This window comes from Streptomyces sp. NPDC088553 (genome assembly GCF_044752965.1).
Classification (GTDB): domain Bacteria; phylum Actinomycetota; class Actinomycetes; order Streptomycetales; family Streptomycetaceae; genus Streptomyces.
This window is the reverse complement of sequence record NZ_JBIVMG010000001.1, coordinates 568,218-581,081: the sequence shown is the minus strand read 5'-3', so window position 1 is coordinate 581,081 and position 12,864 is coordinate 568,218. Positions and strand designations below refer to the sequence as shown.

The following is a 12,864-nucleotide window of genomic DNA, read 5'->3' as shown; positions in this document are numbered from 1 at the left end:
ACTACAGGGCGGGCCGCATGCCCGGATCCGGTTCGAGGCACGGCGCACCGACCTTGCGGGCCGTGATGCGGACGGTCGTTTCCGTCGTCGTCCGGTGCAAGGACTACCAGGAGTTCACTGCGGCGGACCCGCGGAAGGCCGTGGAGACGTTCGCCAGACGCTCCGCTTCGTCCCTGGCCCGAGGTCTGCCCCACCAGCATCGTAGATCGGTCGGCCGGGTGCGACCGCTCGTGCGGATCGTGCACAGCCGCCGAGTCTTCCCGGTCCGGTCGGCGGGCGGGGTCGTGTGGCTCCCACGACACGCATCGTGACGCGGCAGTGGCCCGGCGCACGATCGGTTCCGCTGGGCGCTCGCCGGCTGGAAGGTACGCTCTCGGACGGGCCGTCGACGCCATCAGCGCGACGGCCCGCCCCGACGACCAGGCCGGGGCTCGAACCGTCCTCGGTGCCTCGTCGATCCGCTCGAACATCTCGACACCGGCCGGTTCGCTGCCGGCACCACTGCTTGAGCCGTGACTGGCTGGGTAGTCGCCGGACGTACGCATCGCTCAGCACAACCAGGTGAGCTGCGCGGAACGGTCCACAGAACCGCGACCGGCCCGCGCCCGCGCCGGAAGGACGCCGTTCCCCGCAAGCCCCCGGGGACAAGCCGGACCCGGGCCGACCTGCCTCTCCCACCGCGCGGCCGTCTGTGCCGGGACCTCCGGACCGACAGTCAGGCGAAGGGACCGACAGGAAGACGCGAAGCCGGTGCTCACGGTGTTCCCGGCGGTGCCCTGAGACGTCGGACCAGGACTCAGACTCCACAGCGGGCCCCGAAGGGTCATCGGGCAGCCGCATGAATGAAGTCGGACGGGCCCCAGGACGGAGGCCAACCATGTCAACCAGCATGCTCATCGCCGTCATCGCCATCGCGGCCGTCGTGGTGATCGCGCTCGCGGTCGGACTGTGGATGGCGGCGCGCCGCCGGCGTCTGCGGAACAAGTTCGGCCCCGAGTACGACCGCACGATCGAGACCGAGGGCGGCCGCAAGGCCGCCGAACGCGAGCTGCGTGCCCGCGAGGAACGCCACGACGAGCTTGAGATCAAGGAGCTGCCGCCTGAACGGCGAGACCAGTACGCCGTCGAATGGACCAGCGTCCAAGAGCATTTCGTGGACCGACCGGAAGGCTCCGTGCAGGAGGCCGACGAACTGGTGTCGCGACTCATGCGTGAGCGGGGCTACCCCACAGAGGACTATCACGGTCAGCTGCGTGATCTTTCGGTCGAACACGGCCGAACCCTGGAGCACTACCGGGCCGCACACGACGTCAAGGTGCGCAGCACCGGTCACGAGACGACTACCGAGGAACTCCGCGGGGCGATGGTGCACTACCGCGCCCTGTTCGACGACCTGCTGACTGACCAGAGGAGCCGGTGAGATGCAGAACCACGGAAGCAGCAACGAGCGAGTGGGTGACGCCGGCATCACGACGGAGGACCTCGCCCATTCGGCGTCGGCCTCGGAGTCGGAGGCCGGTACCCACACCGGCACCCATGCCGAGTCCGGCACCGCACACGGCGACGGGCGGGCGACGCCCGTGTACCCGGGGGAGGCCACCGTGGACGCGGACGCGGAGGAGCGGGAGACCCGCGGAAGCGGGGACGGACCCCCGGAGGACGGCGGTGCGGAGGCAGGGTCGGCGCGGGCCGATGTCGATGAGCCGCTGCTCGGTGCCGACGACACCGCGAAGTACCAGAAGAAGTGGGGCGAGATACAGGGCCGGTTCGTCGACGACCCGCAGGAGGCCGTCAGGTCGGCGGACGCCGTGGTGGCCGAGGTGATGCAGACCCTTGCGCGTTCCTTCTCCGCCCACAAGCAGGGACTGGAAGAGCAGTGGGGCCAGGGCGAACAGGTCGCGACCGAGGACCTGCGGCTGGCGCTGCAGCATTACCGGTCGTTCTTCAACCGCCTCCTGAACACCTGACATGCGTCGCCCGGCCCCGCGTCATCGTCCGGGCTTGTCGCCCGGCGGGCCGCGGGGTCAGGGCCCGGGGCCGCAGCTCGGGAGCGTGATCTGGCGCGAACATGGTCCTCTGCGTCCACCGCACGGGAATCCCTGCCGTACGACTTCCCGAGCTCGGCCTGTGCTGTTGCTGCCGGTGCAGTGCGCGGACGGTGTCCGAGGAGATCGTGGGCCATGGGGGGGCTCCCGCTGGGCCCGTCATGCCGCCGCCGGGTGCACTTCGCTGAGTGCGCGCACCCCGCAGCCCGGCGAGGTTCCCGCCGGCCGCGTCCGGCGCGGCGCGATCCCGCAGCGCGGCGTTCTGAGCAGACTTACGCTGGAATGATCTCCGTCTCGCACGAGTAATCCGAGGGTGACGACCGTGTCCACGTCGAGTGAAGAGATCGCGGGCGCCCCGTGCTGGGTCAGTCTGATGGCCCGGGACCTGGCATCCGCCCAGCACTTCTACGCCGGGGTCCTGGGCTGGGAGTTCCGAGCCAGCAGCCTCGGGGGCAGCTTCGCGGTCGCCCTTCGGGAGGGCATGCCCGTCGCGGGGATCGGCGCACTTGCCGAGCGCCTCGACCTGCCGGTGGCGTGGACGCCCTACTTCGCCGTCGTGGACGCCGACGTCACCGCCGCGCGGATCCGTGAACGCGGAGCGACCATGGCCGTCGGCCCCCTCGCCTTCGGCACCGGCCGGGCCGGACTCGCCGCCGACCCCGCCGGGGCAGTCTTCGGGTTCTGGCAGGGCACTGTCGTCCCGGATTGGTCGGAGGGCAGCGGCAGAGCCTCGGCCTGGCTGGAACTGCACACACGCGACGCCTTCGAAGCATCGATCTTCTACGGGGAGGTCTTCGACTGGGCCGGGGGAGGGACCGGCTGCTGCGTGGCGTCCTACGAACACGACCACGTCGTCCTGCGCCACGGCCACGACACCGTCGCGCGCATCAGCGGCGGAGCGGGCGAGGCGGCTCCGGACCCCTCGATCCGCCCGCGCTGGCACGTCCACTTCCCCGTTCCGGACCTGGAAGAGGCGATCAAGGCCACGTACGCGCAGGGAGGCGAGGCCATCTCCCCCGTGGGTACGTCCACGACGAGCCGGTGGGTGGACCTCGCCGATCCCGAGGGGGCGCAATTCACCGTCGCAGCACCTCGGGACACGCTCTGAAGCACCCGGCCGAGTCGTGGACGGTCCGGCCGTTTGCCGAGTGCAGAGCCTGGCGGGGCGAGACCGCCGGGGTTGGTCCGGGCGGGCGGCCCCGGGAGCGTCACGGGTGTCGGGAGCACGGCGGGGCGGCTCCGGCGCGCCGTCCAGGGACGGAAGCAGCCCTAGGCAACCCTCACAGCCGCCGCCGTGTCGGCCGCGCTGTTGTGCGGTTGCCGGAGCCGCCCGCGGCCCGCGTGGAGGGGGCCCCGCAGGCCGGCATGGCCTTCGAACGGGCACTCGCCACCTGCCATCGGTGTCCTGGAGCAGCTACCTGGTCTCCGCCGACTTCTGCAACCGCTCACCGCGGAACCGGCAGTCGGAACCGCCGGCTGTGGCCGCGATGGCCACCCTCTCCGTATCCCTGTTCGTCAGGGCAGCGGGGTGCCACCGGTGGCGTTGACGATCTCGCCGGTGATGTAGCTCGCCTGGGGAGAGGCCAGGAAGACGTAGGCGGGTGCCATCTCCGCCGGCTGGGCGGGGCGGCCCAGCGGGGACTGCGTGCCGAACTTCGTCGTGTCAGGCATCGTCGCGGGGATGAGAGGCGTCCACACGGGCCCGGGGGCGACGGCGTTGGCGCGGATGCCGCGTTCGGCGAGCATCTGGGCCAGGCCGTGGGTGAAGGAGATGATCGCCGACTTCGTCATCGCGTAGTCGAGGAGATGGGGGCTGGGCTGGTAGCCCTGCACCGAGGTGGTGTTGATGATCGACCCGCCTCTCGGCATATGGGCCAGGGCCTTGCGCGTGAGCCAGAACATTCCGTACAGGTTGGTCTTCATCACCCGGTCGAACTGCTCCGTGGTGATCGCCTCGATCCCTTCCGGCTGGGACATCTGGTAGGCGGCGTTGTTGACCAGAATGTCCACTCGTCCCAGCTCGTCCACGGCACGGTCGATCAAGGCCGAGCACTGGTTCTCGTCTCGGATGTCGCAGAGGACGGGCACCGCCGTCCGGCCGGCCTCCCGGACGAGGCGCGCGGTCTCGACGGCTTCATCGGTCTCTTCGGCGAGATGGGTGAAGACGACGTCCGCGCCCTCCCTGGCGAATGCCAGACATACGGCCCTGCCGATTCCGGAGTCCCCTCCCGTCACCACCGCCGCACGGTTCGAGAGCACCCCGTGGCCCCGGTAGGACTCCTCACCGTGATCAGGCCGCGGCCGCATCTCCTCCGTCGCGCCTGGGTGGTCCTGCTCCTGATCGGGGAACGGGGGGCGAGGGTGGCGTGTCACGGGGTCGGGAACCCCGGGTGCGTTCTCAGGCATGGAAGTCTCCGTAGGGCCGTCCGAAGCCAGGGCGACGGCCGAGGCGTCGGGCATGGATGCGGGGCGGCGACAGGGGCGTGGCGTATCAGCGGCGCGACGTTCGGGCAGCCGCTTCGCAGTTCACCGGTCAGTGGCCGAGGGCGTTCTTGAGCTGCTGCTTGGTCATCGTCGAGCGGCCGTCGATGCCTCGCTTCTTCGCCTCCTGGTAGAGCTCGTCCTTGGTCCGTTCGGAGGAGCCGGCGCCGCCCCCTCCGGACCTCTGACCACCCCGCTGCGAGGCGGATTTCCCCTGTGTGGAGCTACGGCCGGCCGTCTTGCTCTCTCCTGAGCGGGCGCGCTCCTTGTTGACCGTGCGCGAAGCCATCTCCTTCGCGCGGCTCTCCGACATGCCGCGCTTCTCGCCGGACTCCTTGATGTGCTCGTACTGGCGCTCGCGCTTCGGGCTGGAACCTCGAGGCATGGCGAAACCCTTCGTCGCTGAGATGTCAACGTCATAGTGCGGCTACCCGCATCGGCCCGCACTTCACGAAATACGGTCGGGTATTTCGTGGGCGCTCCCGGCGTCGCTTTCCTGCGGTCGTGACACTGACGCCCGTGTGCCGCATGAAATGACCGGCGGTGGTAAGTCGCAGGTCATGAAGCCGACGACGAATCCTGAGCGAGGGGACCGAGAGCCCGGCACCGGCGGGTCCGGCACGTTGGGGCCGACCAGCCAGGTCGAGGAGCGGGCACCGGACAAACTTTCGCAGATGCCCGGAAAATCCTGGAAGGCCGTGCTGCGTGGCACGCTGAAGGAATTCAAGGACGATGAGCTGACGGACCGCGCAGCGGCCCTCACCTACTACGGCATCCTGGCCATCTTTCCGGCCCTCCTCGCGCTCGTCAGTCTTCTGGGAATCGCGGGCGAGTCGGCCACCAGGAACGTGCTGGACAACATCCAGAAGCTTGCACCCGGCCCCGCACGCGACGTGATCACCGACGCGGTGCGGCAGCTTCAGGGCAACAGCGGTCTGGGATCCGTGACAGCCGTCGTCGGCCTGGTCCTCGCCATCTGGTCCGCATCCGGGTACATCGCCGCGTTCATCCGGACATCGAACGCCGTCTACGACATGCCGGAGGGCCGTCCCGTATGGAAGATCCTCCCCCTGCGCCTCCTGCTGACCGTGACACTCATGATCCTGCTCGTCGCCAGCGCGCTGATCGTGGTGTTCACCGGCGGCCTGGCCCAGCAGGCAGGTGACGCGCTCGGGATCGGAAGCACGGCGATGACGGCGTGGTCGATCGCGAAGTGGCCGGTCCTGGTGCTCCTCGTCACCACGATGATCGCCCTCTTGTACTGGGCCGCCCCGAACGCGAAGGGCCGCGGCTTCACATGGATCAGCCCCGGCAGCTTCCTCGCGCTCTTCCTCTGGATGATCGCCTCGACCGGCTTCGCGTTCTACGTGGCGAACTTCGGCTCGTACAACAAGACGTACGGCACCGTGGCGGGTGTGATCATCTTTCTGGTATGGCTGTGGATCACCAACCTGGCCATCCTCATCGGTCTGGAGTTCGATGCCGAGATGAGCCGCCAGCGTGCCATCGTCGGAGGCCACCCCCAGGACGAAGAGCCCTATGTACCGCCCAGGGACTCCCGGACCTGGACGGACGAGGACCGCCACCGCCTGGAGTGAGCGACGCGGGAGAACCGCGCGCTCGCCGACCGGTCCGCGCCACACCGTCGGCCGGCACGCTCGGACACACCGCGTCGTGCCGGGCCGCGCCGTCTGTTGGAGAGAGGCGGAACAGAGGCGAAGGGCTTCCGTATGACGCTGAAGCAGCCCGAGGCCATACTCGGCACCCGCTACGGTTTTGGGTTCGACCCGCGCGTGGGCCGGGACAGCAACGGCCGCCGAATTGGCCGAGACCCAGCTCGGCCGCCGGTGCTGAGGAACGTGCCACGGACGGCCGGTCGGCCCCGCCGGCCGCGGTGTTCGCCGTCGATGAGTCTGCACGGCTGACACGGTGTCGTCTGTACCGGGGTGACGAGTGGCGGCACCGGTACGCGTGGGAGTTCGTCGGGGACACGTTCCGTATGACCTCCCACGACGACAGCCCCGACGCGGCGCGGTGGCCGACCCCGCCGACGGAAGGACGGACCTCCTGGAGGCCCGGCTGAAGGAGGGACGGCGCACCACCGGCCACCCCGACCACACGGCCCGTCCGGAGGCGTCCCCCGCGAGGGGCTCTTCGTGTGGAGAGGCCGATACACCACGGCCTGGACGTCCGTAAGGTACGGACGGCCGAGGGGCGTTCGGCGACCGCGTCGTCCTGGCCGCTTCGCGTCGTCCGGGCCGCTTCGCGTCGTCCGGTGTCCGCGAGGAGGCCCTGCACCCTTGGACACCGGCGTACCGTCTCGGTGGCCGCCCGGACGCCGGGGGGGCGGAGGAGAAAGAACGGCCTGAGCTCACGTCGATTCCGGTAATCCGGGTATGCGCAGTTCAGGGGCGCCCTCACCAGGGGTGAGCCCGAGGCGCGACGGCACCCCGGAATCCCGGAGGTGCCACGCTCCCTTTTCCGTCCGGCGATCACGGAAGGCCGTTTCTGATCATGGATACCCCACAGACGGTACGCCCCCCTCCCGTACTGACGGGGACGGGGAGTGACTTCGCCCGCCTCTCCCGGAAGATCCAGGAGGCCGGGCTCATGGCACGCCGCCCCCGGTACTACGCGTTGCGCATCGCGGCCGTCACCGCCCTGTACGCCGCCGGTTGGACGGGCTTCCTCCTCATCGGCGACAGCTGGTGGACACTGCCGGCAGCCGCGTTCCTCGCCTTCGTGTTCGGACAGGTGGCGCTGCTCGCGCACGACCTCGCCCACCGGCAGGTCTTCCGGCTCCGCAAAGCCAGCGAGGTGTCCGGGCGCATCGCCGGCAACCTCGGCATCGGCATGGGGTACGGCTGGTGGCAGGACAAGCACACCCGCCACCACGCGAACCCCAACCACGAGGACCTCGACCCCGACCTCGACCCGGACATCTTCGTCTGGACCCAGGACCAGGCCCGCACGGCCAGGGGACTGCCCCGGCTCCTCGGCCGCTCACAGGCGCTCCTCTTCTTCCCCCTCCTCACGCTGGAGGGGTTCAACCTGCACGTCTCCGGTGTGCGATCGCTCTTCGACCGCTCACTCAAGAACCGCGCGTGGGAGGGATTCCTGCTCGCCGTCCACTTCGCCGCCTACCTCGGCGTGCTGTTCCTGGTGCTGCCGCCCGGCAAGGCGGTCGTGTTCCTCATCGTCCACCAGTGCCTCTTCGGCATGTACCTCGGTTCGATCTTCGCCCCCAACCACAAGGGGATGCCGGTTCTGAGGGGCACCGACCGGCCCGACTTCCTCCGGCGCCAGGTGCTGACCTCCCGCAACGTGCGCGGGGGCCGGTTCACCGACATCGTTCTCGGCGGTCTCAACTACCAGATCGAGCACCATCTCTTCCCGAGCATGCCCAGCCCGCACCTGCGCCGGGCGCAGACCATCGTGCGTCCGTACTGCGAGGAGCTGGGGGTCAGTTACCTGGAGACCAGCCTGGCGCACTCCTACCGGCAGACCCTTGCCAGTCTCCACGCGGCGGGAGCCCCCCTCCGAAGGCCGCGCACCGCCTGACGGAAAGCCGCGCGCAACCGGTTACCGGAACCGGTTGCGCGCGGCATCCCGTAGGAGATCCCTCGCGTCTCCCGGAGGCTCATGACCGTTCACCTCACAGGCTTGCGGCTTGCTCGCGATGGCCCGCAGCATGCGGTGGGTTTCGCGGCGGGCCGCGCCCGATGATCGTGAGCCCGTCAGGGTGTGAACAGAACCTTGACGGCGCCGTCCTGCTTCTTCTGGAACATCTCGTAGGCGTCCGGCGCCTGTTCCAGCGGCAGCCGGTGGGTGGCGAAGCCGTCCACGCCCAGCGGGTCTTCGTCGGTGAGGAGCGGAAGGATGTCTCCCGCCCAGCGGTGAACGTTGGCCTGGCCCATGCGCACCTGCAGCTGCTTGTCGAACATGGTCAGCAAGGGCAGCGGGTCGGCGGCGCCTCCGTACACACCGGAGACGGATACGGTGCCCCCGCGCCGGACGAGGTCGATGGCCGCGTACAGGGCGGAGAGACGGTCGACTCCGACGGTCTTCATCAGTCCCGCGGCCAGGGCGTCCGGCAGCAGGGTGGTCATCGTCTGCGCCGCGCCGGCGACCCGGCTGCCGTGCGCTTCCATGCCGACGGCGTCGATGACCGCGTCCGGCCCGCGGCCTCCCGTGAGCTCACGCACGGCGTCCGTCAGGCCGTCCTTGAACTCCCTGAGGTCCAGCGTCCGCACACCGCGGCCCCTGGCCCGCTCCAGACGTTCGGGCACGAGGTCGATGCCGATGACGGTCTCCGCGCCGTGATGGGCGGCGATGCGGCAGCTCATGTCCCCGATGGGTCCGAGCCCCAGGACGGCGACGCTGCCGCCGCGCGGGACGGCCGCGTACTCGACCGCCTGCCATGCCGTCGGCAGGACGTCGGACAGATACACGAAACGGTCGTCGGGCGGGCCGTGCGGCACCGGGATGGGGAGGGTGTTGCCGAAGGGGACCCGGAGGTACTGGGCCTGGCCTCCCGGCACCTGGCCGTAGAGCTTGGTGTAGCCGAAGAGCGATGCGCCCGTACCGTGCTCGTGCACCTGTGTGGTCTCGCACTGCGAGTGCAGGCCGCGGTCGCACATGAAGCACGTTCCGCACGACACGTTGAAGGGGATGACGACCCGGTCGCCCGGTTTCACGGCGGTGACGGCGGGGCCGATCTCCTTCACGATGCCCATGGCCTCGTGGCCCAGGATGTCGCCGACGTCGAGGAAGGCGCCCAGGACCAGGTAGAGGTGCAGGTCGGAGCCGCACAGCCCTGTGGTCGTGACCTCGACGACGATGTCGTCGGGGTCTCGGACCACCGGATCGGGCACCGTGTCCACGCGTACGTCTTGCTTGCCGTGCCAGGTCAGTGCCCTCATCGCTGCTCCTCAGCCGAACTCTCGTCACGGGCCTTGCCTTCGCTCGGCGACTGCCCTCGACGAAGAGTCCGAACCGACACGAGGGTGATTTTTTCGGCGCGCCTCCCCGACGCGGCCCGACGTGGACTTCGGGACTCCTCGGCCCCCCGCGCGGTAAGGGGCTCGGCCCGGGCGCTCGCGGCGCGCGAGGAGCGTCCCCCCGGCGGAATCCGGAGGCGCAGCGACAGGGGACCAGGGGCCGGCGGGCCGGGTCAGTCGGTGATGAGGATGATCGCGTACACGAGGAAGAACAGGGCGAACACGACGGCCAGCGACCAGATGATCAGCAGGGGCCCTGCCGCCCAGCCTCGCCGCGGCGGCCGGTACGGACCGGTGCCTGTGCTCGTACCCGACTCCGCCGGCGGTGTCGCGCCAGGCCGGGACGTGTCCTCGATGGTGTTCAAGGGGTCCGGGTCGGGATTGCTGGGGACGGTCATGACGTTCATCTCCGGGGAGTTGCCGTGGGCTGACGGACGCAGGGTCGACGGCGTTCGTCTGATGCGCACCATGCCCTGCGACTTTCCACCCCCGAGGTGTACAAAACGGTCTTACGCGACATTTTCGGAAAGGGCCGGGCGGGGGAGCGGACGGTGATGAAGGCCTTCTGGTCCTGGCCGCACGCGGAGTCGGTGTCCTGCGGGCTCCGCCGCCTCCGTTCCGCTCCTCGACGACGAACGTGGCCTCACAGTTCGTCGGGATCCCGTCGTTCGAGCGGGCTCAGCGCCGGCCCCTGAAGGATCTCGCCGTCGACGCCGAAGCGAGAGCCGTGGCAGGGACATTCCCATGTGCGCTCCGCGTTGTTGAAGGCGACGACGCACCCGAGATGGGTGCAGACGGCCGACACCGCGTGGAGCCCGCCCCGGTCGTCGCGATGCACGGCGCAGGGGCCGTCCTTCGCGCGGACCACTGTGCCTTGCCCCGGCCGCAGTTCCCGGACGGTCCCGTCGGTGCCGTCACCGAAGGTCTCCAGGCGGTCCTTGACGAAGTGCTTGCCCGTCTCCCACTGGGCCTTGAGAAGCGTCGGCGCGGAACGGACGGTAGAGCCGAGGCGGCTCGGAGCGTAGAGGTCGGTCCACGGCTCCGGCTCGCCACGCACGACGGCGGCGATGGCGGTCCCCGCCATGACACCGCCGGTCATCCCCCAGCCGGCGAAGCCGGTGGCGACGTAGACGTTGTCGCCGCCGGCGGGCATGCGGCCGATGAGGGGCAGGGTGTCCGTGGAGCTGTTGTCCTGTGCCGCCCAGCGGTGGGTGATCGTGACGTCGGGGAAGTGCTGCTCGCTCCAGTCCTGGAGACGGGCGTACCCGGCCTCGGTGTCCTCCCCGGTGCCGGGCTTGAACGCCTCTCCGGTGACGATCAGGAGCCGTCCGCCGTCCGGCAGCGGCGCTGTCCGGACGGAGCGCTTGCCGCGCTCCTCTGTGATGTACATGCCCTCCGGGTCCCGCGGGGCGGGCAGGGGACCCGCGATCACCAGGTCGCGGTGCTGAGTCAGCCTCGCGGCGAGCAGCGTGTGGTCGAAGAGGGGGTGGTGGGTGGCCACCACGACGTGCCGGGCGGAGACGGTGGCCCCGGTATCGGTGCCGAGGCGGCAGGGGTCTCCGCGGTCGAGTTCCATCACGCGGGTGCCCTCGTGGATCCTGCCGCCGAGCGCGACGAGGTCGTCGACGAGTCCGCTCAGGTACGCCAGGGGGTGGAACTGGGCCTGGTCCTCCACCCTGACGGCGCCGGCTACGGGGAAGGGCAGGCCGGTCTCCGTGACGAATGAAGCGGTGAGGCCGGCCGCCCGTGCCGCCTCCGCCTCCGCGCGCAGGGCGTCGACGCCTTCGGGCTGCTCGCAGTAGGTGAGGGCCGGGCGCCGTTCCAGGTCGCAGTTGATGTCGAGTTCGCCGACCACCTCGACGACGTGCCGCAGCGCGGCGCTCTGGGAGTCCGCGTACCAGCGGGCGGCGTCGTCTCCATGCTCGGTCCGGAGCGTGGCGTACACGCTGGTGTGGAGGGCGGTGAGTTTTCCCGTCGTATGGCCCGTGACCCCTCCCGCGATCCGGCCCGCCTCCAGCACGATGACGTCGAGCCCCGCCCGGGTGAGCTCCCATGCCGTGCTGAGGCCGGCGATACCGGCCCCGATGACCACCGCGTCCGCCTCCGCCGCCCCGGCGAGAGGGGGGAAGGACGGCAGGGCGGCCGTGCCCATCCAGTAGGAGCTTCCGCTGTCCGCAAGTCGGTTCATGTGCGGCCCCTGCCCGGGAAAGCCGCCCTGACGCGCCGGGGGAAGAGCTTTCGGGTGCAGGCGGGAGGGGCGTTGCTCACGGGGGTGGAGGCGAGTGTCAGTCCTCGCCACGGACTATCTGGGGTTCAGGGTCGGCATCCTGACCCTTGGGTTCCGCGGCCGGATCGACGTCGTACTCACGGAAGGCGGGTCGGCAGGTCCTGACCTGTCCCGTGGCCGCCTCCTCCGCCTGTCTGGAGCGGCTGGAGCTGTTGACAGCGTCCATTCCGACACCTCCTGAGGCTGGAGATCCGAACTGGTGGCCGGATCAACTAGTGTGCGGCTACCCGCTCCGCCTGGCCCGACACGCGCCCTGGGCCGTCGGCATGGCAATGGACCCTCTCCCGGAGACGTGGATCCGTTACGCGATCCTCTCGACGTGGACCGCTCCTGTCCACGGGGCGTCCCCGGCCCCTGCCCTCGACCGGACGTGCCACTGGGCGGGAAGGGCCGTCGCCGCCTTCCCGCCAGAGGCACGCCACGTGATCGAGTTCGGTATGACGGCCGGCCCGCCGTGGGCCGGCCGAAGCTCCGGTGCCGCCGCTGAGGTCGGGGGCGCACCTGCGATGCGCGGGAGGGGGTCAGAAGGAGGTGGTCCTGCGCGGCGGCTGGCGGAGTTCGGCCTTTCCGAAGAGGAGGGCGTAGCCGGAGGGGAGTTGGTTGATGATGCGGTCGAGGAGTTCGGGTCCGGCGAGCTGGGATACGGCGGCGAGGACGGAGCCGACGTTCCAGCGGGCGTGGGCCGGTGTGCTGCCGGTGTGCTCGGCGAGGTCCTTGACGAACTCCCATCCGGTGAGGGGTGTGACGGCGGGGACCTGGGCGGTGAGGACGAGGGCGGCCTCGACGGGAAGGCGTGCGGCGAGGTCGACGCGTTCGTCGCCGACGAGCTGACGTCCCAGCGCGGCGAGTACGGACTGGACGGCTTCGTCGGCGCGTTCGAGGGTGGGGTACGCGCCCTCGTAGCGCACACGCTCGAGCATCCGGGAGTAGGGCGCCGCGGTGGTGATGCTGCCGTGGGCGGGCGTTGTCGTGGTCTCGGTCTGAAGAGTCATGCCGGTGGAGATCGCCGTTCTCTTCGGGCCCGGTCGGTGGGCCGGGCGGAGCGAACACG

Annotated in this window: 11 protein-coding genes; 5 read left to right on the top strand and 6 right to left on the bottom strand. The window is 70.1% G+C overall.

The genetic code is table 11. The annotated features are described in order from the left end of the window. Positions 1–877: 877 nt before the first annotated feature. The 3 genes from ACIP8Z_RS02675 (at position 878) to ACIP8Z_RS02665 (ending at position 3,153) form a co-directional block, all read left to right on the top strand. Positions 878–1,420 (top strand): hypothetical protein, encoded by a 543-nt coding sequence (locus ACIP8Z_RS02675; RefSeq protein WP_402077792.1) that lies wholly within the window; start codon positions 878–880, stop codon positions 1,418–1,420. A 1-nt stretch (position 1,421) separates the two neighbouring features. Beyond that, positions 1,422–1,967: a hypothetical protein gene (locus ACIP8Z_RS02670; protein ID WP_402077789.1), complete on the top strand. Its 546-nt coding sequence runs from the start codon at positions 1,422–1,424 to the stop codon at positions 1,965–1,967. Between the two features lie 451 nt (positions 1,968–2,418). Continuing rightward, complete coding sequence (locus ACIP8Z_RS02665; RefSeq protein ID WP_402078888.1) at positions 2,419–3,153, top strand: VOC family protein; 735 nt, start codon at positions 2,419–2,421, stop codon at positions 3,151–3,153. 407 nt (positions 3,154–3,560) lie between these two features. Here ACIP8Z_RS02665 and ACIP8Z_RS02660 read toward each other — a convergent pair whose 3' ends face one another. Both ACIP8Z_RS02660 and ACIP8Z_RS02655 read right to left on the bottom strand, forming a co-directional pair. Beyond that, complete coding sequence (locus ACIP8Z_RS02660; RefSeq protein ID WP_402077787.1) at positions 3,561–4,451, bottom strand: SDR family oxidoreductase; 891 nt, start codon at positions 4,449–4,451, stop codon at positions 3,561–3,563. A 127-nt stretch (positions 4,452–4,578) separates the two neighbouring features. Then, positions 4,579–4,911, bottom strand: a complete 333-nt coding sequence (locus ACIP8Z_RS02655) for a plasmid stabilization protein (RefSeq protein WP_402077785.1) — start codon at positions 4,909–4,911, stop codon at positions 4,579–4,581. Between the two features lie 175 nt (positions 4,912–5,086). On the opposite strand from ACIP8Z_RS02655, the gene ACIP8Z_RS02650 reads away from it, so the two are divergent. Both ACIP8Z_RS02650 and ACIP8Z_RS02645 read left to right on the top strand, forming a co-directional pair. Continuing rightward, the gene (locus ACIP8Z_RS02650) at positions 5,087–6,124 is read left to right on the top strand and encodes a YihY/virulence factor BrkB family protein (RefSeq protein WP_402077783.1); all 1,038 of its coding nucleotides are present in this window, start codon (positions 5,087–5,089) and stop codon (positions 6,122–6,124) included. A gap of 916 nt (positions 6,125–7,040) precedes the next feature. Continuing rightward, positions 7,041–8,087 (top strand): fatty acid desaturase family protein, encoded by a 1,047-nt coding sequence (locus ACIP8Z_RS02645; RefSeq protein ID WP_402077781.1) that lies wholly within the window; start codon positions 7,041–7,043, stop codon positions 8,085–8,087. A gap of 176 nt (positions 8,088–8,263) precedes the next feature. On the opposite strand, the gene ACIP8Z_RS02640 is transcribed toward ACIP8Z_RS02645, so the two are convergent. From ACIP8Z_RS02640 to ACIP8Z_RS02625, 4 genes are all read right to left on the bottom strand, one after another. Then, a complete protein-coding gene (locus ACIP8Z_RS02640; protein WP_402077778.1) occupies positions 8,264–9,448 on the bottom strand; it encodes an alcohol dehydrogenase catalytic domain-containing protein in 1,185 nt (394 codons plus the stop codon). Positions 9,449–9,699: 251 nt separating this feature from the next. After that, entirely contained in the window at positions 9,700–9,924 is a 225-nt protein-coding gene (locus tag ACIP8Z_RS02635) for a DUF6480 family protein (RefSeq protein ID WP_402077777.1), read from the bottom strand. Between the two features lie 245 nt (positions 9,925–10,169). Continuing rightward, complete coding sequence (locus tag ACIP8Z_RS02630) at positions 10,170–11,714, bottom strand: FAD-dependent oxidoreductase (RefSeq protein WP_402077775.1); 1,545 nt, start codon at positions 11,712–11,714, stop codon at positions 10,170–10,172. 620 nt (positions 11,715–12,334) lie between these two features. Continuing rightward, entirely contained in the window at positions 12,335–12,733 is a 399-nt protein-coding gene (locus ACIP8Z_RS02625) for a DUF2267 domain-containing protein (protein WP_402078885.1), read from the bottom strand. Positions 12,734–12,864 lie beyond the last annotated feature (131 nt).